The organism is Neobacillus niacini (assembly GCF_023715785.1).
GTDB classification, from domain to species: Bacteria; Bacillota; Bacilli; order Bacillales; family Cytobacillaceae; genus Neobacillus; species Neobacillus niacini_E.
Map to the genome: position 1 here is coordinate 67,437 of NZ_JAMBOX010000019.1, position 24,484 is coordinate 91,920.

Sequence of the window (24,484 nt, forward strand, 5' to 3'; positions counted from 1 at the left end):
GCTATTATTTATAACAGCAATTTGAATATTATTCTGTTTAACAGTATATATTTTCATAAGAATACTCCATTTTGACAATCAGGTTTATTGCACGATAATTTCTTATTTTGATTTATCAAACTGGCACATTATTAATATCGAGTTCCCACACACCTCCTTTTCTTGCTCAACTTTTGGCCACACCCGTCTTTCAATTTCTTCCCTCTCTGAGGATAATAACTCCAGATACAACATTTCCTTCGATTCGAAAAATACATAGAAACTGCTTTTGCTATGGACACTGCAGATGTTATTTCTTCAATTCATGTATTTTTTAACCCCTTTGCAATAAAGCATTGATGGGCCGTTCTCAACAAATCTTGTCTAATTTTTCGAAATGATAAATTCCTTAAAATGTCATTAAAATGCTAACTCACCTTACTACTATGCCCCCAATTATTTTCGATAACAGCATTTCCTTTTTTGATTGTGAGTAATTTTACGTTTTAAGTTAAAGCATTTCGTTTGCCAATTTATCTCGAATTCAATATAATTATCTTGAACTCAAGATAATATTGAATTCAAAATAAAATATAAGGATGGATGAGTAGTATGACGAAAGTTGGCATTATCGTTGGTAGTCTTCGTAAAAATTCTTTTTCAAAACAAGTTGCTAATAATGTAGCACCTTTATTCCCAGAGGGATATGTAACAGAGTTTGTTGAAATTGGCAACCTACCATTATTTAACCAAGATTTTGAAGGAGACCTAGGAACTCCTGCAGAATATACTGCATTCCGCAATACAATCAAAGAATTAGACGCAGTATTATTTGTAACACCTGAATATAACCGTTCGATCCCTGCTGTATTAAAAAATGCACTTGATGTAGCATCTCGCCCTTATGGAGAAAGTGTTTGGAATGGAAAGCCTGCAGCAATCATTAGCCAATCTCCAGGTGCGCTTGCAGGATTCGGTTCAAACCATCACTTGCGTCAGGTACTTTCATTTTTAAATATGCCCGTTGTTCAACAACCGGAAGCATATATTGGTTCTGTACATGAATTATTAGATGAAAATGGTAAGCTGAATGAAGGAACAGTAGAATTCCTACAAGGTTTCGTTAATGAATTCGTTGAATTAATCAAGAAATATCATTAAGTTATAGAAAGTTGGAGTGCTGTGCAGACACACCTGCCAAAACTCCAAAAAGAAAAGCTGGACCCGTATTGGATCCAGCTTGATTGTTTGCTATTGAATCGGACCGAAAGTGACCCGATTGATCTTGAATCCGCTGCTGCTTCCTTGCCGTTTCTCTTTTGCCTCGGTATCAACTATTTTGCGGTGGGCACCGACTTTTTAGCAGAGAAACCGAGAAAGTAGCAGGAAGACACATGTTAAAGTAGAATAAAGTTTGCAGAAGCGAGGAAGCACGTTCAGCCCTTGCCAAATCTGACTTCAATGGGATTATCCAGATTATTCCTTGAGAATAAAGTTTGCTCAAAGATTTGCCCGTTTTCTGCCGAAAATGAACTCGATAAATAAAAATGATAAGAATAAAGTTTACTTAACCATAGTGGAGAGATCACCATACTAGAGGAGTGGCCAAAGCCCAATTAAGGCACCTAACGGTGCCCCCTGTACCATAACCGATTCTTGCCTCTAATGAGGTGCCTATGCAATTGTATTTTTTATATTTGTTGGAATTGCCGAAATTGGTAGAGTGGGATCTAATTTGGCTATTGTTTAAGAAAAGTAAGCCATTTTGTTTCTGGCATTTAAATGATGTAGGTTTTGGCAGGATAGTTATTAATCTTTATGAATCTTTTTTCAAAGATAAAATGTATAGGTGTTAATTTTTATACAGACTTTGTTACGCTGCGCTTATTGAACAAACGGGCCATTTAATTGAATAAGAATCTCTAGCAAAATTGGATAAACTATATAGGGAGTTGAATAGGGATGCTACGACGAGGGAAGAAAATGATTCTTGGTTAAAACGATCTTGCACAGTCTATAGTAATAATGATTGGCGGTGACTTGGTGGCTGTCATACATCAATTCGGCTCAGGTGACCAAAGCAAGAAGGTAACGGTTGCCTGAGATGAAAATTAATATTTTAGAAAGTGGGTGGCCTATTATGTCACGATGATTTACTATCAATGGGGGCAAAAAGAACCCTCATTGATAGTAGTTGAACTTTACGCTAGCATTCCACCTGATACATTCAACGATGTTCCTGTAATAGCGTTTGCTCCTTCTGAGGCTAAAAATACTGCAGTCGCTCCTACTTCAAACGGTTCAAGCAGACGTTTCATGGGCTGTTTACCTAGAATATGTTTTTCCATTGCTTCTTGTTCAGAAGTACCATCTTCTGCAGCAAGTTTGGCAATTTGATTTTCGATTAATTGTGTTCGAACCGGACCGGGCATAATGGTATTAGCTGTAATACCAGTTTGTGCATTCTCTAATGCAACGGTTTTCGTAAAGCCTTCGACACCAAATTTGGCTGCCACATAAGCTGACTTAAATGGATCCGCAATTTGGCCATGAGTTGAAGAAATATTTATAATCCGACCTTTATTTTTGGCTTTAAAGATAGGTAGTGTATATTTCGTCATTAAGAAAGTTCCTGTTAAAATAACCCTTAGCAATTGATTCCATTTATCTAATGGGAAATCCTCAACAGTTGAAATATATTGTAAACCTGCATTGTTGACAACCACATCCACCGTGCCTTTTTCGGCAACTACTTGTTCAACAAATCTTTTAATATCCTCTTCTAGTGTTAAATCAACTTTGTAGCCTTTTGCATTTCCCAGTTGAGCTGCGGCCTTTTCTGCAGCTTCCACTTTAATATCTGCTATGGCAACCCAGTCTCCATTCTCAACAAATGCTTTTGCAATAGCAAAACCGATACCTTGAGCAGCACCAGTAACGATCACGATACGTTCTTTTTTCTCCATTTTTGAATGACCCTCCTCAATAAACATCCGCTTATTGTTCGTAATAAAAACTACTTAACACGCTTCCAAACAAGTTTCTGATTTGGATTTAAACCATTGTATATACTTAGGATATCTCCTTCAATGGAACCTACACGTGGCTGTTGTTGACCTAGCCAAGTAGGATTCATACTGACTTCCATATGATGCGTTAAGGTGCTTGTTTCTTCATTAACTTCAAATTTTCCTGCGTATGCTAAGTATCCAAATGCTGCTTCAGCCATTTCATCCTTCGTTCCTTCATGTAAATCACCTGATACATAGGCTGGACGTCCATGTCGCATAAGTTGTGCGGACATATAACCTTCTGGATGATACATAATAAATCCTGTAGCATCTTTTCCTAAAGGATAGATGACATTTCCTTCCTCATCTTGTGATTGATACGAAACCAAAGACCATACACCTACTACTTGTTCTCTTAATGTCATATAAATGCATCTCCTTTTTCATAAACCTTATTAACTAATTGTGATTCAGAAAAATACAAATAGGAACTATTTCATACACGCTATTAGCTCCCATATTGAATCATCTTAGTGAACGATCACTGTGCCATCCTCTATAATTTCAATTTTTTGTCCATCTTGTACAGCTTCTAAAAATTCATCACCCAGTTGGTCAATCGCTACAATCTTCTTATCATTCCAAACCTCTGCCAGAATGATTCCTGCTGCAGAAATAGAGTCAATATGATCTGCATAAAGCATAGCCGCAGGACCAATTCCAACATCTGCCGCACATTGGAGAATCATACCTCCTGTTGTTGAACCGATTGTTTTTGGAAGACAGATAATTTTACCACCGACATCTTTTTGATATAAATCTTTATTATTTTGGTCATTACAGATGGAACTTCCAGTTGTTAAACCTCTAAAATAAGTTGCTAATGTATTAAAACCTTGACGGGAAACAACGCTTTCTCCAGTTAGATTTCCACCAAGCACTACTCTTCCTTTAAAAGTCTTCATTCTAGATTCCTCCTTAATAATTTTTACCGTTCACAATAATGTTTAGTACTTCGTCATCCAAGAAGAATCTTGCTGTTGAATATGTTCGCATTTTATTTGAATTTGTAATAATCGGATTTTTAGAGTTTTCAGGGTTGTTCATATACATAACAGGGCATGTGAATGAAAGATTCACGCCATTATTGATTAGCGTTTCATAAGCTTTTTCATCTTCTTTAAACTTAGCAATGACATCAGGTGCAGCACTCAAAATGGTTCTAATGGTCACTTTATCTTTTCCAGCTTTTTTCAATGCACGATCGATATTTTCATTCCAAGTATAGATTTGATTTAAAGAAAGGTGAGGGCATCCAATAAAGCAAAAGGCTGGTTCTGCACTCATGTCATCCCATAAAACGGGGTATGAAGCCATCACTCTATCTAATTCTGCATCATCAATCACATACGTTTGATATCCTTCTACTAATAAATCTCTTCCATGTTCAACGGCTTCGGGTGTGACGTTTTCAACATGATATAAACCAACTGCCCCATTTGAAGCAGTAGCCGCACCCATATCTTTAAGGTAGTCTTTCATGGTGTTATTTAATTCCGTTCCAAGTAGTTGATCAAGACCCGTAATGTATGGGTTGTCTCCAACTACTTTCATGCCAATTGCACTACCAAGCAGCATAGGATTTGGGGTTTTAGTTGTTTTTACTTCAATTAACCAATCCGCACGTCTGCCTTCATCTGTTAAGAATCCAAACTCAGGTGTTTTTCCTAAAATCCCACATAATAATTCAATGAGTCCTGAATTTCGATTTGATTTAGCTCCAATTACAGAGTTAGCAAATACTACGGCTGAAGATTCTGCCCATGATAATACTTGTCCTCTTTGGGGTGTATTCCCAACTTCAGGCATATAGCTTGCACAGGAAAAAGCGTTTTTATCTTTAAGACCTAACTTTTGAAGCTGTTCTTCATATTGCTCTTGATTTTGATATAAATCTAAAGATACTTTCTTTGATTCTTCCGTTGTTTCGATATTGTCAAAATCAATAGGTCTAGGATCGACTGTAAATGGTTCTTTTGTTTTTAAACCAGCTCCAATTAATTCATCCATCATGGCAAATACAGCATCAAATCCGGTCATACCAAAAGACGTAACAACGTGAATAGGACCGTCAATCGGCACAAGACGTTTTGCCCCAAATGCCTCTCCGAAGAGAACAATTGACTTTAAGACCTTTTGCATCACTTCTCCTTGTTTTCCTTCAAGAATATCTTTTTCTTCTTGTGTCAGTTCCATTTTATAATGTTCCACTTTTATTCCACCTTTCTAATATCAGTCGTTTTCATTATCATAAGTTGTACATCTTATATATGAAAAGTAGGAATTTAACTTATGCATTTATTGTAAGATGGATTTATCATTTAATCTAATATATATTTTTATATAAATACATTGTATAAAATAAATGGGTATTAAAAGGATGGTAAAAATGGAACTACTTCAATTGAAATATTTTCAAACGGTAGCCTATATGGAACATATTACAAAAGCTTCTAAAAAACTCAATATTGCACAACCTTCATTAAGCTTGATGATTAAAAGGCTGGAAGATGAAATGGGGACTCCTTTGTTTGACCGAAAAGGGAGAAATATTCAGCTGAATGAGTCAGGGAAAATACTTCTAAAACATGTAAATACCATATTTTCTGAAATTGAAAATGCAAAAATGGAGATACAAAACAGATACAATGAAACACATAAAAAAATCATGATTTCGATTTCAAACCCGCGATTTCTATCGGGAGTATTAATTGAATATATTAATGAAAATCCAAACTCTTATATACAACAATCGCTTGGATCAAAGGAATCGATCAGTATTCAGCTCAAAAAAGGGGAAATTGATTTAGGAATCGCAGGACCACCGATAGAAGATGAGGCCATTGAGAGCTGTATATTGATGGAAGAAGAAATCGTTTTAGTTATTCCAAAAAATCATATCTTGTCCGATAAAATAACGATCGATTTAAAGGAAGTAGCTTCAGAATCATTTATATCGCTAGCTGGATACGAAGAGTATAAAAGCATCATTAATCAGCTTTATCAAACTGCAAGTTTTGAACCAAAGGTCATTTTTGAAGTAGACTTTGATCTTTTAATTGAAATGTTTCAACTCAATAAATGTGTAGGGTTAATTCCGATTACACTATGTAAAAAATATCAACTAAATTATGTGAAACTTTCAGACCCAAACGCAAGATTTGTCGTGGGCTTATCATGGTTAAAAGAGAAAGTTCTTTCATCTTATGCAAAAGATTTTAAGGATTTTATCATAACTTACTATTATAAAAATCATTAATTTGGAAAAATATATTACGTGGTAAGCCGCATTTACTCTGAGGGGTAGTAGTAAACTAAATTCGTTTGATTTATACGATTGGATAGGTGCTGGTATCTGTTTAGTGGATGTTTCAGTAATGATATTCGCACCTCGCCAATAAATGAGGTATCGAAGATACCTTTCATCCATCTGCATCATACCTAGCACCTTAGTATTTATATATATTTATTTTTAAGAGCGAGGACCTTACTTGGAGCATGTTACACGTTGCTGGACGTGGGCTTCCCTTTATTAGATTTGTTCTAATGCCCCTATTCAAAGAAATACAGGAACATCACTTATGCCGTACTTATGCAAGAATTACCTGTCCCGTAAGGGGAACCTTGTTCCTCACGAGAAACCTCAGTACCACCACATTTACACATAAAAAAGCCCCGTGAAAATACCCATACTCTGGATACACCCACGAGACTTTGTGCAAACTTTATTTTGTTTTAACATAGTAAACAGTAACAACAATGGTTTATTATATCCTTAACAAAATTGAAGTTTATTTCTTTAATTCTTGTTCTTAAAAATCCTCTCATGTAACGAGAAATAAAGTTGGCTAAAAAAATACAAAGTAACTATATAGAACACGTATCATAAATCTTCTTTAGATACTTGATTAAATCTATCACCAAGAAGAAGTTCAAATGTTTCTTATTTATGAAATCTATTTGGAATCTAATTACTCTAATTACCTAATCTTAATAAACGATTTTGGTTAAAAAAATATAGAAAATCTATATTAAAATCAATGGCAACTTTACAATAACACTTGTACCTTCTTTATACACTGAATCAATTTTTAATTCTCCATCATGTTTTTTCACAATTTGATAAACGATGGAAAGTCCTAACCCCGTACCTCCTTCTTTTCTTGTTCTTGCTTTATTCACTCGATAAAAGCGTTCTACTACTTTTGGCAAATCTTCTTTAGGGATTCCACTGCCTGAATCCTCTATAATAAAAATCGCAGTATTTTCTTCTTGTGACAAACAAATTCTTACTGATTTACCTTTAGGAGTATAACGAATAGCATTATCAAGCAAATTGCTTACTACTTGTTCAAGTCTATCAATGTCTCCATTAACAATTATATCTTGATCTAGTTCTCTAATAATTGCAATTTCCTTCTGACTTGCCAATAATTCAAATCGTTCTATTACATCCATTATTAATTGTGCAAACGGCAGAGGCTCACACTTCATTGGATAAGAGTCATCTTCTAATTGGGCCAAATCAAGTAAATCATGAACTAGCCGGTGCATTCGCCCAACTTCATTTTGAATAATTGATACATACTTTTCTATATCATTTCTATCAACAACGATTCCATCCAGAATCGCTTCTGTGTATCCTTTAATATAACTAAGTGGCGTTCTTAACTCATGTGATACGTTTTGCAAAAATTCGCGTCGTTTTTTATCAACTTCCTCCAGTGAAGAAGCGAGTATATTAAATGAGTTTGATAAATTACCAATTTCATCTTTCTTTTTTACTAAGATCCTTTTAGAAAAATCTCCTTGAGACATTTTTTGTGATATGGTTTCCATCTCTTTTAAAGGTTTAATAATCTGATTAGTCATTTTATGGCCTATCCATATTATTAAAGTTAAAAGGACAACAAACATAACAATCAAAATAAACCGTATTGATTGAAATGGTTCATAAACGTCTACTAAAGACATATATAAGAATATAGCACCTTCTAATTGATTTTCTTTAAACAGTGGGATTGTTACTGCCAAAATATCTTGATTGAATCTGGGATGTTTACGAACAAATATTACTTTTTCACCTTCTAATAAATGTTGTCTTTCTTCAAAGGTAATCAAATTATTATCTGTGAATTCTTCATAGGGAATTCCAGCACTTAATAACATAGGATCTTCTGTAAAAATAACTCTTGCATCCGATGTTTTATCCGTCCATTCTATTCTCTTCTTAAATTCTTCTTTATTTGTAGAATTTTGATAATATGATTTTAATTCCTCACCTTGCACTACTAATAAACTTTTTTGTTTTTCCACGTAAAACTTTTCGTATAAATAGTATGTTAAACCCGCACCAGTAACGATCATTACTAATGAAACCACAATAATGGTCATCCAAATTTTATGTTTTAATCCATACCTATCAAATAATTTTAGATCTCGAATTTGTACCCCACTCCCCAAACAGTTTGGATATAAGCACCTGCATTACCCAATTTAATCCTAAGGGTTTTTATATGTGTATCCACTGTTCTTAAAGTACCCATGCTTTCTAGTCCCCATAAACGGTCAAGTAAATGTTCTCTTGAAAATACTTGTCCTTGGTTGCTAATCAAGAAATTCAAGAGACTAAACTCTTTCCTTGTTAAATTAACAAGTTTTCCTGCCACTTCAACTTTATATCCTTCTATATCAATTACTAATTCACCTAATTTAATCAAATTTTGCTTTTGATTAAAATCATTTGACCTTCTTAATAAAGCCTCAACACGAGCAACTAATTCCTTTGGGCTAAATGGTTTTACAATGTAATCATCGGCGCCAATTTTTAACCCATTGACCCTATCCAATTCTTCACCTTTAGCAGTTAACATGATTATTGGCACCTTTGATGCTTCACGAATCTTTTTACATACTGTAGATCCATCTAATTTAGGCATCATTATATCTAGGATTAATAAATCAAAAGTTCCCTTATTCCAGAGGTCCAATACTTCAATCCCATCATGTGCAGTATACGTTATATATCCTTCCTTTTCTAAATAAGAACTTAATAAAACTAGCATTTGTTCTTCATCATCAGCGATTAATATTTTATTTTTATTCATTTGCTTCACCTAAGATCATTAAATATGGTCCATTATCTAGACCTATATTTCTTTCTATATTAAATGTTGATTTATCAATAACTGATAGAGAGTTACCATCGATGCTTGAAACATAAATATTTTGTGTATCACCAATAATATCATATGGATTACTTCCAACCTCAATTGAACTCTTAACAGTTCTATCTTCTTTATTAATTCGAAAAACATTATTTGAACCATGACAAATGACATAAATATAAGGACTTGTATTATCCCCGTAGAAATCAACGGGCATTGTCCCTACTTCTACACGGTCAATTTCCTCTCCTCTTTCAGGATCATATACGTAGACATCTTTGTTAAGAGTCCCGTAAGATCCATGACCACCAACCCATACATAACGTCCATCGAAAAATATTCCATTAGGACGTTCTACTATAGAAAATTTATTTAATTCCTTTTTTAAATCAATATCGATAACAGAGATTGTTGAATCTTTTGCATTCAGAACATATAGAATCTCTTTTTTAGGGTTGTATGCCATAGATATAGGAAGGTTTCCCACCGAAACCTCAGCCATTATCTTATTATTATTGAGATTGATAAAACCAATGCTATTATTTATACTATTTGCAAAAATGAGAAGGTTATCTTCAGGGAGGTACAGCAGGTCTTTAACCCCTTTACCAACCTCAAATATTTTTTTAAGTTGCCCATTAATTAAATCAAGACTATACAAATATTCTTCATTCTCTCCAGAAATAACAACCTTGTTTTTATCCAGTTTTTGCATTGCTGTTATTCGATAGTCTAAATCATTTGTCGTAATTTCATTATTTTTCAAATTCACAAAAGAAATCTTTGATTCCTTTATGTGAGATACAATTAATTGTTCTTTTAATGAAGGAGGAACAGATATTCTATCCTTATTACACCCCATTAAGAGTAGGCAAAGAAGTATTAATACTATGATATTTTTTTTCATCGAATCCTCCTTTCTATTTTATTTTATAAGTTTAAAATACGACTGATAAGGATCAGGCGTAAACTTTTTTTATTGAACTTCAATCGAATTTTCTTGGTGAGTATGCAATTCACCTTTCTTAACATGGATTTTAACATAGTATTTACCAGTACTTTCAAAAGCAGTTTCTGCCTTATACTCACCGTCTTTACTTTCAACTGCATCGATAAATTCGTGTTTTTCTCCTTCACCTTTCCAAATTTCAAACCTTACTTCCGCATCAATTAACGGTAAATTTTCTTTTTGTAAATGGACGGTTAATATCGTTTTATCTTTTACTTTAACAGAATCATCTGACATAAAATGGATCATTAAATCATCAATATGAGAATCGTTATGTTCATGATGAGTTGCTTGAGTCTCATCATTGCTATTATCTCCAACTTTAAATTCTCTCTTAGGCATATTATGCATGTCTCTTGCTGTTACATGGGAGATAACATAATAAACACCCTCTTCTGGAAAACTTTTAGATATAGAATAGACTCCATTTCCTTTATGTTCTCCTTCAATCTTTTCATGTTCCTCCTTACCATCTTTCCAAACCTCAAATAACACTTCATCAGCATCATCAACTTTCTCATCACCCTGTGTTACCAATGCACTTATTGTTACTTCTTGATTTGGTTGAGGGTTTTCAGTGTCTAAATTAATTTGGACCTCTAACATTTCAGGTATTTCGTCATTTTGGCTACTTTCACTATTATTTTTTTCATTACTACAGCCGGTAAAAATAATAATGATTGATAATAAAGTTAATATGTAAAATAATTTGCTTTTCATTTTTTCACGTCCTTAGTCTAGTATTTGAATATCATTAATAATTTTTTCATATGGTACTTTGTACCAATGCTTTAAAAGATGTTTTAGCAAATTCTTGGATTTCTTCTTGTGAGTATCTAGAGAGGAAAAATAAGCATAGTAAAGGTTTTGAACTTCATTCATCACTCTCCTATCTCCCAGTCCATTCTCGGGTATGATTATAAGATAAGAATGTGAAATCATTGTGAAATACATCCATACTTCTATAAACATAAGCACATTTTTATTTAAAAAAAACTTGGTTAAGTCCCAAACCAATATGCCAAGACCTAACCAAGTACTAATAAATTCAATTAACTTACCCAATTAATCCACTAACTTCATATTTCTTTCACAATTTTATTTTACTATTTATCACAGTAGTTATTTTAACGTTTAACTTTTCTACATTTATTTTACTCTAAGAAATTGTGTGAAATTGTTACATGTTGAATTAGTTATAAAAATAACAAAAAGAAATAGAAGGAGATCAATATGAACACTAAAAATACGTTCAATCCATTTAGAAGACTTCATTTTTATGCTGCATGGTTTATTACACCCTTATTATTAACGCTGACTATTTCGGGAATCGGTTTTCTATTTTATCCTGAAGTCGAAAACAATATTTATAAAATGGAATTTTTCGGACAAAGTGATATTAAAGAAATGCAAAGCGTAGATGAGGCTATAAAAGAAATAGGTGACAAATTCGAAGGCTATACTGTTAGTAAAATCAGCCTAATGGACGAACCCTATAACAACAGAGTTACAATCATTAATGATAAAGGTGATTCTCGTTATATTTTTCTAGACAGTAACAATCAAATAGTTGCTAGTCAAAATACTAAATACACATACTCTAACTTTATGAGAAATTTTCATAGTTCTCTATTTACTGAGAGTACATTTATACGATATTTAGTCGAATTGACTGCTTGTTGGGCTGTATTTCTTATTGTATCTGGTATATATATGACTTTTAAAAAGAAGTTGCTTGTAAATAAGTCTAAAAAGGGAACTAACACGTTCAAATTTCAAAAAATCCACGCAATATTCGGACTAGCAATTGCAATACCATTAATTGTAATTGTGGTAACTGGCATACCTTGGTCTGTATTTATGGGAAGTCATATTAGTCAATTTGGTGCAGAGCATCCTGAATTGGGTAGAACGGAATTGCGGTATAATCCCCCGCAATCTGATGTTGATGAGATACCATGGGCTACTAGAAGTATAAGTCAGCCTGCTTCAAATCATGATAATCATCACCATAGTAGCAATACTTATACAAATATCCCGGGTCAACAAACCCTAGAAGGAATCATGAAGGAATCTCAAAATGAAAATATTCCGAGACCGTACTCAATCGTCTATCCTTCAGATGAAACAGGGGTATTCACTGTATCAAAAGGAAGTAATACAGGTGTCACTGGATTAGATGTTAGTCCATACGAAGAAACTACTGCTTACTTTGATCAGTATTCTGGTAAATTAATTGCTAAAATAAACTTCGATGATTATGGAATTATAGGTAAATGGTTTACTTGGGGAATTCCCCTTCATGAAGGACACTTATTTGGAATCGCAAATAAAATAATCAATTTAGTTGTTTGTATTGCATTCCTTGTAGCCATTGCATTAGGCTTTGCCTCATGGATGAAAAGAGCAAAATTTGATAATTTAGATTTGCCAAAAAGAGTAAATAAACCTTGGTCTATCGGCCTGATAATTACACTGTTAATACTTGGTATACTAATGCCTTTATTTGGTATATCTATACTAGTAATATTTATTATTGAAAGTATCCTCTACTATTCTAAAAAGAATAACTACGCTTGATAAATTATGTTTTTATTAAAAGTTTAAGTTTACTATCTACATTGATAAGTAAAATAATAGTTTAATACACCAAAAAGGAGACCTTCAAAATAACTGAACGGTCTCCCTTCATTTTAAGTCAGCATCTTTAATACTTGTTTATCAGAGTTAATTATACTCTCTGTTTTACCACTATTTGTGATAGGTTCAACTAACAATGAATTAAATAAGGAACATGAAATCATCGATTTTATCTTTAATATCATATTTTTTATTTAGTTCTATGTAGTCTTTACTGTTATTACGTATGGAGTTATTTTTAAACGTAAGCATTATAATCACTCACAACTTGGGGTTCAAAATTAATGGCATACGACAGAGATAGTATTATAAATATTTTGGCAAACAAGTATTATCAATTCCTTTGTAATCTCCCATTTCACGATCAACTCTATATGAAGGGAATTCACGAAGGTAAGGGTAAATTTCTCGCAAATTTACATATCAATTTAGCCACAAGAAACCTACCTAAAAATTGGAATGACAAGCGATATTCTACTGAATATGTAACACCAGCAGCATTAGAAGTTCTCAAGAATCATAGTGTTAAAGGATTAGAGTACGAGCATCTTATTCCAAAGAAGAAATACATAAAAGATATATGCGAACAAAAAGCAATAGAAGGGAGTCTTACTGAAGAATTCGTTAGGAATATCATAAATCAGTACCTTTGGACAGCAACAGTTACTTCAGAAGAACATAAGAACCTTTCTCGAAGAGTAATGCCTTTAAACTGGAATCAAACCAATATTAAAGCAAGATATGAGAATGCTGGGTTAACCTTACTAGAACATTCTAAAGACTATTTTTCATAAAATCACTCTAGGAATCGATATTCTAAAATTCTATATATAACAGCACACAATAAAAGTGGTACATAAACTCGAAATTGAATTAGGAGGCTACTGATGAATATATTTGATCAAATTTTTAGTAGAACTAAAATTTCACGTTAAAACGAAAAAATGATATTGAATTTGAGATAAACCATCAAACTGAAAATATAACAAATAAAGGTTTTGAAATAATTTCAAGAGGCCAAAAAGGAGATCATAATTTAATTCTATATAGGCACTTTTATGAAGAAACTCCCAAGGAGGACGAAACGATAATCTTTCTTGGAATTAGAGTAATAACTAATAAAGGGATTCTCCATGTTGACGGCAGGCCGATACACCGAAGGCACAAGCCATAAAGGTTTTTCCAGATCCTGTAGGTCCTTTCAGTATTTGGCTTCCCATACAGGGCCAAATTGCTTAATCTTGGTTATTTTGTATCTGTCTTTCTCTTCTAGATCAGGACCCGTTCTGAGGTAAATAAATCCGCAATCGCATCTAAATATCCCAATGGGACTTTTACTATCCGTGCCTCAGTACCACCACATTTACACATAAAAAAGCCCCGTGAAAATACCCATACTTGGATACACCCACGAGACTTTGTGCAAACTTTTTTCTTCTTAAGCAGACTTTTTTCTCATTCTGCAAACTTTATTTTGTTTCAACAACACAAGGACAACCGCCCTTTGTCTTACTCCACAGTCACCGACTTCGCGAGATTACGCGGTTTGTCGACGTCGCAGTCACGATGCAGCGCTGCATAGTAGGCAAGGATCTGTAATGGTATAACAGAGATAAGTGGTGTTAATAATTCGTGTACTTCCGGGATGACGAAGCTGTCTTCGTCCATGTTGAGACCATTCATCGAGATGATGCACGGATTGGCACCGCGGGCAACGACTTCCTTCACATTGCCGCGAATGCTTAAATTGACACTTTCCTGCGTGGCAAGCGCGATGACCGGTGTGCCTTCTTCTATCAAGGCAATCGTACCGTGCTTTAACTCACCGCCGGCAAAGCCTTCCGCTTGAATATAGGAAATCTCCTTCAACTTCAACGCACCTTCAAGGCCGACATAAAAATCAATACCGCGGCCGATGAAAAACGCGTTGCGTGTAACAGAAAAAAATTCTCTGGCAATCACTTCGAGCAGCTCTTTGGAATCACATAAGACATCCATGGCATTGGCAACCAAGCCAAGCTCATGCGTCAGGTCAAAGCCGATATCCAAACCACGGCTGTTTGCCGCTACCTGTGCCAGAATCGCCAACACAGCTAATTGTGCCGTATATGCCTTTGTCGAAGCGACGGCAATTTCCGGACCGGCATGCAGCAATAGCGTATAGTCTGCTTCACGTGATAATGTTGAGCCTGGAACATTGGTGATTGTCAGTGCAGGGTAACCCATTTCCTTCACTTGGACTAAAACCGCGCGGCTATCCGCCGTTTCGCCGCTTTGGGAAATGAACACGAACAATGGTTTTTGTGATAACAACGGCATGTTGTAACCAAATTCACTGGAGATATGAACCTCAACCGGTATGTTTGCTAATTTTTCAATAAACTGCTTTCCGACAAGACCTGCATGGTAAGACGTACCGGCCGCAATGATATAGATGCGGTCAGACGCGTTGATGGCATCGATAATGTCAGGGTCGATTTCCAACTCGCCCTGCTCATTTTGGTATTGCTGCACCAGTTTGCGGATAACAGCAGGCTGTTCATCAATCTCTTTTAACATATAATGCGGGTAAGTGCCCTTTTCAATATCGCTGGCATCAAGCTCCGCTTTATATGGCACGCGGTTGATTACATCACCTTCAAGGTTTTGAATCGTTACGTCATTTTCGGTGACCTCAACAATTTCTTTATCCATTAATTCCACATATTTGTCCGTTACTTGAAGCATCGCCATCGCGTCGCTAGCGACGACATTGAACCCTTCCCCAAGGCCGACAAGCAGCGGGCTTTTATTTTTCGCGACATAAATGGTTTCGCTATCCTCAGCATCTAACAACGCAAGCGCATAAGAGCCATGAAGCAGTTTTAACGTTTTACGGAACGCTTCAAGTACTTCCAGGCCTTCAACGGCAAACTTTTCAACAAGTTGCACGATCACTTCCGTGTCGGTCTCACTCTTGAAGTCGACATCTGTTAAATAATCGCGCTTTAACAGGTCATAGTTTTCGATTACTCCGTTGTGAACAAGCGTAAACCTTCCCGATGCACTTTGATGCGGATGGGAATTACCCCTGCTTGGAATGCCATGAGTCGCCCAGCGAGTATGTCCGATTCCCACTTTTGCAAAAACATTTTCGTCTACGATTCTGCGCAAGTCGGCAATGCGGCCTTTCTCCTTAAAAACATGAATGCCGTCTTCGTTTTTAACGGCAATTCCTGCTGAGTCATAGCCTCTATATTCAAGTTTTTCCAAACCTCTTAATAAAATCTCTTTCGAGTCGTTACTTCCGATATATCCAACAATTCCGCACATTTATTCTTTTCCTCCCTGATTCAGGGGGCAAGAAGGCTTGGAGGCATACTTGCCCCCTTATCTCTGTTTTCTCTGAGGTATCTGTCTATACCTTTTAAAACATTGGTTTTAATATGCGCATTTTCTCCCCTTTGTGCACAGAGTTACCTCTCGTGTTTTAAAAGAGAAATTGACGGTTGTGCGTTTCAACCGGGAGGCATCCGCCGAACATTTCGATAAACCTCCACCTCGTCAACTAACCGAACCCTCCTTCGGTCAGTTCTGGCGCTTTAAATTTTAAAAATTACCCTTTCGCTGCCCTCCTTTCGCTCATTTGCTTTTAAAGACAAGCAAATTAATACTACAAGAATTTGGAGAACCCGTCAACACTATATTTTTCCAAAAAATATAAGGTCGTACATAATAAAATATGCATAAGGGAGCCTTTTTGTTCCCTTATGCATATAATTTTGGGTTCTTACGCTTCTTTTAAGCCCATTTCCTCTTCCACGACTGCCGCAATGCGGTGGACGTAGGCGTCACAAAGCTCTTGGGATGCGGCTTCCGCCATGACACGGACAAGCGGCTCTGTTCCCGAAGGCCGGACAAGAATTCGGCCGTTTCCAGCCATTTCTGCCTCGACCTCTTCAATAACTGCCTTTACCTTTTCATTATCGGTCACATGGTACTTGTCAGTTACCCGAATGTTGACAAGCTTTTGCGGATATTTCTTCATTTCTCCAGCCAGTTCCGATAACGTCTTTTGCGTTGCTTTCATGATATTGACCAATTGCAAACCGGTTAATAAACCATCACCAGTTGTGTTGAAATCTAGGAAAATAATATGGCCGGATTGCTCGCCGCCGAGATTGTAGCCGTTTTTCTTCATTTCTTCTACAACATACCGGTCACCGACCGCTGTTGGCACACTTTGAATTCCCTGACTTTCAATCGCTTTATAAAAACCAAGATTGCTCATCACGGTGGAAACGACGGTATTGTGCTTTAATCGGCCAAACTCCTTCATGTATTTTCCGCAGATATAAAGAATATGGTCGCCATCAACGATATTGCCCTTTTCATCAATCGCGATTAATCGGTCTCCGTCACCATCGAAGGCAAGCCCGACATCGGCACCCTTTTCCTGTACAAAAGCAGCAAGTGCCTCGGGATGGGTCGAACCGACGCCATCATTGATATTGATGCCGTTTGGCGAAGCTCCCATAGTCGATAAATCGGCATCCAAATCGGCAAATAGATGGGAAGCCAATGAAGAGGTTGCCCCGTGGGCACAATCCAATGCGACATGAATGCCGGAGAAATCTTCTTCTACACTATTTTTCAAGTATTGCAGGTATTTTTGACCGCCTTCAAAATAATCCATTACATAGCCAAGCTCGGCTCCTGTCGGGCGTGGCAATTGATCTTCCGGCAGCTCCATCAATTCTTCAATTTCTGCTTCCTGTTCATCAGAAAGCTTAAAACCGTCCGGTCCGAAAAATTTAATCCCGTTATCGGCAACTGGGTTATGAGAAGCAGAAATCATCACGCCTGCCTGTGCCCCCAATGCCTTGGTCAGGTAAGCAACACCTGGAGTGGAGATCACTCCTAGGCGCATAACTTCGGCGCCAATGGATAACAATCCCGCTACCAGGGCACCTTCGAGCATATGTCCCGATACCCGGGTATCGCGGCCAATCAACACTTTTGGACGTGCTGTATCCTTTGTTAGAACATAGCCGCCAAAACGGCCAACTTTAAAGGCTAACTCCGGTGTCAATTCTGTATTTGCAACACCGCGCACACCATCCGTACCGAAATATTTTCCCATTATAATATCGCTCCTTCAACATGTTTTGCTTCAATTTTAGGCATTGTTTGTTATTGTTACTTTTGCCGTTGATTTATCAGGTTTCCAGTTAATATTGGCAGGACCTTCGACGTGAATATTGACTTCATGGCTGCCAGCCTCGAGATTGGATAAATCGACGTATACATTAAAGTCACCCGGCCCCAGGCCATTTACAGCAGTGCTTGGGCCATTTACGACTAAGTTAATTAAGTCATTGGCCGGGTCATTTATATCCGCCTTGTACTCCGCAGCCAACCCTTTTATTTTTACAGGGATTCCCGAAACGGTTTTCTCCCCCTGACTATTCACCTTCACATTCACCTTGACCATCTGTGGCGATACCTTTGTGATGCCATTGGAAATGATGACCGGCAAATCCAGGGTTGTATTTGCGGTTATTTTGCTGACATCCACTTCCACTCTGACGCTCTCCGTATTTTTCAACACATCCTCGTCCCCTGTGATGACGGCTTCTGTTGTTTCCAAATCAATGGATTCAATTGTTACGCCTTCTGGCGGGGTGCCTTTTCTGACTGTGTTGATTGGAACTGTTTTACTGTTCTCTTTTATCGGAATCGTCACTTTAACGGTTGCCGGCTCAACCTCAACGTTTAATTTATTTAATCCCTTATCGAGAACCTGGACAGTCGCTTCTTTCGTCGTCGTTTCCTTCAGTTTATCCCTTTCATCGACGACAGCTTTTACATACGTAATCCGGTCTATTTTGCTCTTCGCCCCAGTAACCTTCACTTTTTTAGGCTCCACTACGGGCTTTCCGGCAGAAAAGCCTTCTCCAATTAAGTCCTGATTAAACTCTGCTTCGACATTAAATTCTTTTGTGATTTTCTCTTCAACCGTTACAGTGGCACTGTCAGGTTTAATGGTTGCCTTTATTTTATCGGATAAATTCCTTATCTCTATTTTTGCTTTTTGCCGGCCAATTTTGGCATCGGCCAAGTTCACATACACCTCGAAGTTTTTCATGGCTTTAGCTGTCTGAACGTGAGTGATGGGTCCCTTTAACGTAATATCTACAGTATCAGGAACACCTGAGACAACGAGGTTTTTCGTATCATAATACACCTTTACCGGGATATTCTTAATCGTTTCCGTCGCATTTCCCCCCGGCACGTATTCATCTGTTGCCTTTTCGCCGGGAAGGGTTATCGACGAATATAACAATACCGCCAGGACCAAGGCCAGGATTTTAATAAACCAGGGATTATCCATCCATTTATCCATTTGTTTTCCCCCTCCAGTTCCAACGAGCTGAAGAAGCTTGTTTCGTTTTGTCTGTATCGATTAATTCACTCACAAGTAACTCCTTCAATCCATCGACCTTTAAATCGCGGTGAAGCTCCCCGTTTTTAGTTAGGGAGATGTTCCCTGTCTCTTCGGATACAATAACAGTGATGCTGTCGGTTACCTCGCTTATTCCAAGTGCGGCCCGGTGCCTTGTTCCCAGTTCCTTTGAGATAAATGGGCTTTCCGACAATGGCAAGTAGCAAGCCGCCGCTGCGACGTTATTTCTTTGTATAATCACGGCACCGTCATGAAGCGGCGTATTCGGAATAAAAATATTGATCAACAATTCGGATGATATATGCGAATTTAGCGGAATGCCCGTTTCGATATAATCGCTCATTCCCGTTTCCCGTTCAATCGAAATCAGGGCGCCAATCCGGCGTTTCGCCATATAATCAGTTGACTTAAGTATAGCCTCGACCGTTTTCTCTTGCCCTTCATCATCCGGGCTCGTACTCCTTGAAAAGAACTTGCCCCGGCCCAATTGCTCAAGCGCCCGTCTAAGTTCAGGCTGGAAAATGATAATGATGGCAAGAAAACCATAGGTGATGACCTGACCCATCATCCAACTTAAGGTGGTCAGATTGAAAAAATCACTGAGCACCCGGACCATTAGGATAACAAGGATCCCTTTTAAGAGCTGAACCGCCTTTGTTCCTCTTATAATATTGATTAACTTGTAAATAACGTACCAAACAAGAAGAATATCAACAGCACTCGATATGTACTTCCAGAATGTCCAATCAGCAAACGGCATGGTTTTTCCTCCGTCCCTAATACTTCAAAAAGCCATGTAGAATATAGCCAATACATTATACCACAAATATACCTTGTACCCATTATATGTTGCCGTACAAAAAAAGCAAACCACTCAGCTAAGAGTGATTTGCCATTTATTTCGTTTCGGTATCAAATACACCGACAACCTCTTTGGCTGTCCTTTTCATATGATACCAAATCCAATCAAACACCTCGTTCACTTCCTCAATTTCGCCAGTTACGCGGCCTGCAGAGGCCAGGTATTGTTCACCATTAATGACTGTAACATCACCCTGAACTTCGCCCTCAATTCTTAATGTCCCGTTGCGGACAAGCACATCGCCTTTGACGACTTCGCCTTCCGGAACAATGACCGTATTATTCTCGACCACCAAATTTTCCTGCTTGGATACCGAAAACTCCCGCTCGTGGTTCCAAGTGGATAGCAGGCTTCCCGCCATCAGAACGACAAAAAGCGAAGCGGCAGACATGATGGGATGATTTTTCAGCCAGCGCGCCATCAAGACCTGTTTCTTTTCCTTTGGCAGCCGGGCCAGAACATTGGCGGTAAAATCATCCGGTGCCTGCATATGGGACATGCTTTTTACAAAGGCAATTGACTTTTTCAGTTCATTAAAAAGGGCTTCGCAATCTTTACAGCCTCGGAGGTGTTCTCTTAGGGCTCGTTCTTTAGCAGGGTCAATTTCATCGTCCAAGTATTCATGCATTAGTTCAATGATCTGTTCTGGACACATCTTTATTCACCTCTTATCATACGTACCTTAATTGTTGTCGTAACGCTTCCCGCCCGCGGTGAATTCTCGTTTTGACCGTGCCGAGCGGCAAGTCAAGAATTTCACTGATTTCATTTAAGGATAAGTCTTCAATATATTTTAATACGATGGCTGATCGGTATTTTTCGGGGAGTTTCAAAATTTCTTTTTGAACCGTTTCCTGCAGCTCGAGGCTTTCCAGTTCCTTCTCCGGAAGCTCTGTGTCCGAAGGGATCTGGGAATACATCGTCAATCCTTCTGTTCCGGCTACTTCCGCGTCCAGATAATAATCCGGTTTCTTTTTCCGAATCCGGTCAATGCAAAGGTTGGTGGCAATTCGAAAAAGCCAGGTCGAAAATTTTAAATCCTGGTTAAATGATTTTATATTAACATATGCGCGCAGAAAGGCCTCTTGTGCAATATCCTCCGCTTCATGGCTGTTGCCAAGCATTCTGTAGCATAGATGATAAACGCTGTTTTTATAGATTTCGACGATTTCCCCGAATGCATCCTGATCGCCTTTAATGACTTGTTTTATCCGTTTTTTTACAATAGCTTCCATTCAGTAACCTCAGCTCCATTGCTGCTACCCGATAATACGAATCGTTAGCGAAAAAAGTTTCGTTTTCCACGAAAAAAATGTTCAATACCTTTAATTTTAACAAATTCTTACTAATAATTGCTAAAAAATTTGGTAAAGATTTCGTTAAGAGTTCAGGCTGCATTCAACTAAATGAAGGGCAGCTGCAAGCAATTGCAGCTGCCCTTCATTCGGCGGTCCGGGCGGACGCGTTTTTATCTTTTATAGAAGCTTTTCTCCAAACAGTGAGCCCATGAGTCCTACGGCAATGGATGCGGTTTTATTTTTTTCATCAAGAATGGGATTGACCTCGACAAATTCAGCGGAGGTAATCAGTTTTGCTTCCTCTAGCATTTCCATGGCCAGATGACTTTCGCGGTAGCTGATACCGCCCATGACCGGTGTACCGACTCCCGGGCACTCGCTTGGATCGAGACCATCCAAATCTAGAGATAAATGGACGCCATCGGTTCTTTCCTCCAAGTAGGCAATGGTTTCTTCCATGACCTTTGCCATACCCATCCGGTCAATTTCATGCATCGTGTAAACCTTGATTCCTCGTTCTTTTATTAAAATTCTTTCACCTTCATCCAGTGAACGGGCACCGATGATGACTACATTTTCCGGTTTAATTTTAGGTGAATACCCACCAATTTTTGTGAGTTTCTCATGTCCCAACCCAATGCTGACAGCAAGCGGCATCCCGTGAATGTTGCCGGATGGGCTTGTCTCAGCCGTGTTGAGGTCGCCGTGGGCATCGTACCAAATGACACCTAGATTCTTATAATGTTTAGCGACACCTGCCAATGTGCCAATTGCAATGCTGTGGTCTCCGCCTAAGACGAGCGGAAACGAGCCAGTTTGAATGGCCTCATCCACCTTCTCAGCAAGCCGTGCATTTTTTTCAGCAACTAAATCTAGATTTCTAAGGTTTGATTCCTCATCTACCACGACTTCCGGCCTCCCAATAGGAATGTCGCCCATATCATGGATGTCCACAAATAAAGGTTTAAGGCGTTCATTGATTCCCGCATACCGCATAGCGCTTGGCCCCATATCTACGCCGCGGCGCATTTGCCCCAAGTCCATCGGCATCCCAATAATAGAAAGCTTCTTTTTCATCATAGTTATCGGTTCCTCCCAAAATTTACTATGTCATTATTTTAACCGCTTTCAAACAAATGACTCAACTGGACAAAATTTTGTATATATATGCGGTTGGAGAGGTGACATCTTGGTTTGGGTTTATGGGGTTGGTGCGAGCTTAATCGAGGTTAGAAAAGGGAAATGGTTTTTATAACCATGGTAAAGGACAAGATCAGGTTAAAAATAACGTAATTGTCTTTTAGATTATGTCTATTAGACATTTCATCTAACATTAGGGGCAAAGTGTCTTTTAGAAGGCTTCTATTAGACAAAATTAGCTTAGTGAGCTCCAAAGTGTCTTTTAGAAAGCCGGCTATTAGACAAAATTAACCTAGTGAGCTGTAAATTGTCTTTGAGAGGCCGGCTATTAGACAAAATTGACCTGTTCAAGGGAAAAAGTGTCTTTTAGAAGTGGCATTGACGACAATTTTACCTAAAAGTCATTTGAAAGTGTTGCCAAGAGGCCCTATTAACGACAGTATTAACAAAAAAACTACTAAAGCTGCCGCCAATATACCTCAAATAAAATAAAAAACCCCAAATCTCCAAAGATTTAGGGTGAACTTTTGATATGTAATAGATGGTGGAGCCTAGCGGGATCGAACCGCTGGCCTCCTGCGTGCAAAGCAGGCGCTCTCCCAGCTGAGCTAAGGCCCCATAAATGGAGCGGAAGACGGGATTCGAACCCGCGACCCCCACCTTGGCAAGGTGATGTTCTACCACTGAACTACTTCCGCAAATTCATAAAAAAACCCCAGGATGCAGTACCCCGGGGTTTTCAATAATTATGAGCCATGAAGGACTCGAACCTTCGACCCTCTGATTAAAAGTCAGATGCTCTACCGACTGAGCTAATGGCTCACTAAATGGCTGGGCTAGCTGGATTCGAACCAACGAATGACGGAGTCAAAGTCCGTTGCCTTACCGCTTGGCTATAGCCCAATAATGGGATACTAGTTAGCATGTCCAATTTTTGAAAAAATATAAGTGGTGGTGGGGGACGGATTCGAACCGCCGAACCCTGAGGGAGCGGATTTACAGTCCGCCGCGTTTAGCCACTTCGCTACCCCACCAGAAATAGTGGTGCCGGCTAAAGGACTTGAACCCTCAACCTACTGATTACAAGTCAGTTGCTCTACCAATTGAGCTAAGCCGGCATAATAGAAATTATATGGTGGAGGATGACGGGATCGAACCGCCGACCCTCTGCTTGTAAGGCAGATGCTCTCCCAGCTGAGCTAATCCTCCGTTAATGGTGACCCCTACGGGATTCGAACCCGTGTTACCGCCGTGAAAGGGCGGTGTCTTAACCGCTTGACCAAGGGGCCTTTTTAATCAAATAAGCTTCCAAGCGGGCTCGAACCGCTGACCTCTTCCTTACCATGGAAGTGCTCTACCTACTGAGCTATGGAAGCATACTAGCTTTTTGGTAAAAACAAAATGGCTCCGCAGGTAGGATTCGAACCTACGACCGATCGGTTAACAGCCGATAGCTCTACCACTGAGCTACTGCGGAATAATAATGGTGCCCGGCAGCGTCCTACTCTCACAGGGGCTTTCGCCCCAACTACCATCGGCGCTGAGAAGCTTAACTTCCGTGTTCGGGATGGGAACGGGTGTGACCTTCTCGCCATTGCCGCCGGACCATATATTAGACACTTTTTTATTATAATGTCTTTTTTATATTTTTCAAGAGGTAATTTAAACTTTTTTCATTCCCTCAAAACTAGATAATGCAGAAGAAGTATAAGTAAACCGAATAATCATTATGACTTGTCTAGCTTTGGCTCCTAACTTCTCGGCCGTTTCGGTCCGTCCCTACAAATCCAAAACCGGGATTTGCAGTGCCAGCCCTCCAACGTCTCTCGAAGTTGAACAGTCGCCTCCGCTTTTCTATTTGGTTAAGTCCTCG

22 protein-coding genes, 10 tRNA genes, 1 rRNA gene and 1 pseudogene are annotated in these 24,484 nt (G+C 38.2%); 6 read left to right on the plus strand and 28 right to left on the minus strand.

Annotated elements, in window-relative coordinates:
- Window positions 1-591 precede the first annotated feature (591 nt).
- On the plus strand, window positions 592-1,140 hold the full coding sequence (locus M3234_RS24630; protein ID WP_285858663.1) for an NADPH-dependent FMN reductase: 549 nt from the start codon (window positions 592-594) through the stop codon (window positions 1,138-1,140).
- Window positions 1,141-1,161: 21 nt separating this feature from the next.
- On the plus strand, window positions 1,162-1,362 hold the full coding sequence (locus M3234_RS24635) for a hypothetical protein (protein ID WP_262307241.1): 201 nt from the start codon (window positions 1,162-1,164) through the stop codon (window positions 1,360-1,362).
- Window positions 1,363-2,180: 818 nt separating this feature from the next.
- On the opposite strand, the gene M3234_RS24640 is transcribed toward M3234_RS24635, so the two are convergent.
- The 4 genes from M3234_RS24640 to M3234_RS24655 form a co-directional block, all read right to left on the minus strand.
- The gene (locus M3234_RS24640) at window positions 2,181-2,945 is read right to left on the minus strand and encodes a 3-hydroxybutyrate dehydrogenase (protein ID WP_262307242.1); all 765 of its coding nucleotides are present in this window, start codon (window positions 2,943-2,945) and stop codon (window positions 2,181-2,183) included.
- Between the two features lie 50 nt (window positions 2,946-2,995).
- Entirely contained in the window at window positions 2,996-3,415 is a 420-nt protein-coding gene (locus M3234_RS24645; RefSeq protein ID WP_262307243.1) for a lipocalin-like domain-containing protein, read from the minus strand.
- Window positions 3,416-3,520: 105 nt separating this feature from the next.
- A complete protein-coding gene (locus tag M3234_RS24650) occupies window positions 3,521-3,955 on the minus strand; it encodes an aconitase X swivel domain-containing protein (RefSeq protein ID WP_262307244.1) in 435 nt (144 codons plus the stop codon).
- Window positions 3,956-3,968: 13 nt separating this feature from the next.
- A complete protein-coding gene (locus M3234_RS24655) occupies window positions 3,969-5,261 on the minus strand; it encodes an aconitase X catalytic domain-containing protein (protein ID WP_262307245.1) in 1,293 nt (430 codons plus the stop codon).
- 178 nt (window positions 5,262-5,439) lie between these two features.
- Here M3234_RS24655 and M3234_RS24660 point away from each other — a divergent pair, with 178 nt between their 5' ends.
- Window positions 5,440-6,309 (plus strand): LysR family transcriptional regulator, encoded by an 870-nt coding sequence (locus M3234_RS24660; RefSeq protein ID WP_262307246.1) that lies wholly within the window; start codon window positions 5,440-5,442, stop codon window positions 6,307-6,309.
- Between the two features lie 37 nt (window positions 6,310-6,346).
- Entirely contained in the window at window positions 6,347-6,451 is a 105-nt protein-coding gene (locus tag M3234_RS29770) for a hypothetical protein (protein ID WP_396953992.1), read from the plus strand.
- A 625-nt stretch (window positions 6,452-7,076) separates the two neighbouring features.
- Here the strand turns inward: M3234_RS29770 and M3234_RS24665 are convergent.
- The 4 genes from M3234_RS24665 to M3234_RS24680 form a co-directional block, all read right to left on the minus strand.
- A complete protein-coding gene (locus M3234_RS24665) occupies window positions 7,077-8,444 on the minus strand; it encodes a sensor histidine kinase (protein WP_396953990.1) in 1,368 nt (455 codons plus the stop codon).
- A gap of 38 nt (window positions 8,445-8,482) precedes the next feature.
- On the minus strand, window positions 8,483-9,157 hold the full coding sequence (locus M3234_RS24670) for a response regulator transcription factor (RefSeq protein WP_262307248.1): 675 nt from the start codon (window positions 9,155-9,157) through the stop codon (window positions 8,483-8,485).
- Window positions 9,150-10,124 (minus strand): YncE family protein, encoded by a 975-nt coding sequence (locus tag M3234_RS24675; protein WP_262307249.1) that lies wholly within the window; start codon window positions 10,122-10,124, stop codon window positions 9,150-9,152. The genes M3234_RS24670 and M3234_RS24675 overlap by 8 nt, the downstream gene beginning before the upstream one ends.
- Before the next feature lie 69 nt (window positions 10,125-10,193).
- Window positions 10,194-10,946, minus strand: a complete 753-nt coding sequence (locus tag M3234_RS24680; RefSeq protein ID WP_262307250.1) for a FixH family protein — start codon at window positions 10,944-10,946, stop codon at window positions 10,194-10,196.
- 513 nt (window positions 10,947-11,459) lie between these two features.
- On the opposite strand from M3234_RS24680, the gene M3234_RS24685 reads away from it, so the two are divergent.
- Both M3234_RS24685 and M3234_RS24690 read left to right on the plus strand, forming a co-directional pair.
- On the plus strand, window positions 11,460-12,806 hold the full coding sequence (locus M3234_RS24685) for a PepSY-associated TM helix domain-containing protein (RefSeq protein WP_262307251.1): 1,347 nt from the start codon (window positions 11,460-11,462) through the stop codon (window positions 12,804-12,806).
- 344 nt (window positions 12,807-13,150) lie between these two features.
- Window positions 13,151-13,660 (plus strand): hypothetical protein, encoded by a 510-nt coding sequence (locus tag M3234_RS24690; protein ID WP_262307252.1) that lies wholly within the window; start codon window positions 13,151-13,153, stop codon window positions 13,658-13,660.
- Window positions 13,661-14,002: 342 nt separating this feature from the next.
- Here M3234_RS24690 and M3234_RS29405 read toward each other — a convergent pair.
- From M3234_RS29405 to rrf, 20 genes and pseudogenes are all read right to left on the minus strand, one after another.
- A pseudogene (locus M3234_RS29405) lies at window positions 14,003-14,074 on the minus strand (ATP-binding protein); the annotation flags it as partial.
- Complete coding sequence (locus M3234_RS29775; RefSeq protein WP_396953993.1) at window positions 14,068-14,193, minus strand: TnsD family Tn7-like transposition protein; 126 nt, start codon at window positions 14,191-14,193, stop codon at window positions 14,068-14,070. The pseudogene M3234_RS29405 and the gene M3234_RS29775, both read right to left, overlap by 7 nt.
- A 182-nt stretch (window positions 14,194-14,375) precedes the next feature.
- Window positions 14,376-16,178, minus strand: a complete 1,803-nt coding sequence (gene glmS, locus M3234_RS24700) for a glutamine--fructose-6-phosphate transaminase (isomerizing) (RefSeq protein WP_262307253.1) — start codon at window positions 16,176-16,178, stop codon at window positions 14,376-14,378.
- Window positions 16,179-16,635: 457 nt separating this feature from the next.
- Window positions 16,636-17,988 carry a phosphoglucosamine mutase gene (gene glmM, locus M3234_RS24705; protein ID WP_262307254.1) on the minus strand — a complete coding sequence of 451 codons (1,353 nt, stop codon included), beginning with the start codon at window positions 17,986-17,988 and terminating at the stop codon, window positions 16,636-16,638.
- A 36-nt stretch (window positions 17,989-18,024) separates the two neighbouring features.
- Window positions 18,025-19,251, minus strand: coding sequence for a CdaR family protein (locus M3234_RS24710; protein WP_262307255.1), 1,227 nt, complete (start codon window positions 19,249-19,251; stop codon window positions 18,025-18,027).
- Entirely contained in the window at window positions 19,244-20,071 is an 828-nt protein-coding gene (gene cdaA / locus M3234_RS24715; RefSeq protein WP_262307256.1) for a diadenylate cyclase CdaA, read from the minus strand. Before cdaA ends, M3234_RS24710 begins: the two co-directional genes overlap by 8 nt.
- A 136-nt stretch (window positions 20,072-20,207) precedes the next feature.
- Window positions 20,208-20,828, minus strand: a complete 621-nt coding sequence (locus M3234_RS24720; protein WP_262307257.1) for an anti-sigma factor family protein — start codon at window positions 20,826-20,828, stop codon at window positions 20,208-20,210.
- Between the two features lie 16 nt (window positions 20,829-20,844).
- Window positions 20,845-21,408: an RNA polymerase sigma factor SigW gene (sigW, locus tag M3234_RS24725; RefSeq protein WP_262307258.1), complete on the minus strand. Its 564-nt coding sequence runs from the start codon at window positions 21,406-21,408 to the stop codon at window positions 20,845-20,847.
- Between the two features lie 240 nt (window positions 21,409-21,648).
- Window positions 21,649-22,548: an arginase gene (gene rocF / locus M3234_RS24730; RefSeq protein WP_262307263.1), complete on the minus strand. Its 900-nt coding sequence runs from the start codon at window positions 22,546-22,548 to the stop codon at window positions 21,649-21,651.
- Between the two features lie 605 nt (window positions 22,549-23,153).
- Window positions 23,154-23,229: transfer RNA gene (locus tag M3234_RS24735), tRNA-Ala, on the minus strand.
- A gap of 5 nt (window positions 23,230-23,234) precedes the next feature.
- Window positions 23,235-23,309 (minus strand) — tRNA-Gly (locus M3234_RS24740).
- Between the two features lie 51 nt (window positions 23,310-23,360).
- Window positions 23,361-23,433 (minus strand) — tRNA-Lys (locus M3234_RS24745).
- 6 nt (window positions 23,434-23,439) lie between these two features.
- Window positions 23,440-23,514 (minus strand) — tRNA-Gln (locus tag M3234_RS24750).
- 46 nt (window positions 23,515-23,560) lie between these two features.
- Window positions 23,561-23,645: transfer RNA gene (locus M3234_RS24755), tRNA-Tyr, on the minus strand.
- Window positions 23,646-23,653: 8 nt separating this feature from the next.
- Window positions 23,654-23,729, minus strand: a tRNA-Thr gene (locus M3234_RS24760).
- A gap of 15 nt (window positions 23,730-23,744) precedes the next feature.
- Window positions 23,745-23,820 (minus strand) — tRNA-Val (locus M3234_RS24765).
- Between the two features lie 5 nt (window positions 23,821-23,825).
- Window positions 23,826-23,900, minus strand: a tRNA-Glu gene (locus tag M3234_RS24770).
- Window positions 23,901-23,914: 14 nt separating this feature from the next.
- Window positions 23,915-23,987 (minus strand) — tRNA-Thr (locus tag M3234_RS24775).
- 26 nt (window positions 23,988-24,013) lie between these two features.
- Window positions 24,014-24,088 (minus strand) — tRNA-Asn (locus M3234_RS24780).
- An 11-nt stretch (window positions 24,089-24,099) separates the two neighbouring features.
- Window positions 24,100-24,216: ribosomal RNA gene (rrf, locus tag M3234_RS24785) — 5S ribosomal RNA — on the minus strand.
- Between the last annotated feature and the right edge of the window lie 268 nt (window positions 24,217-24,484).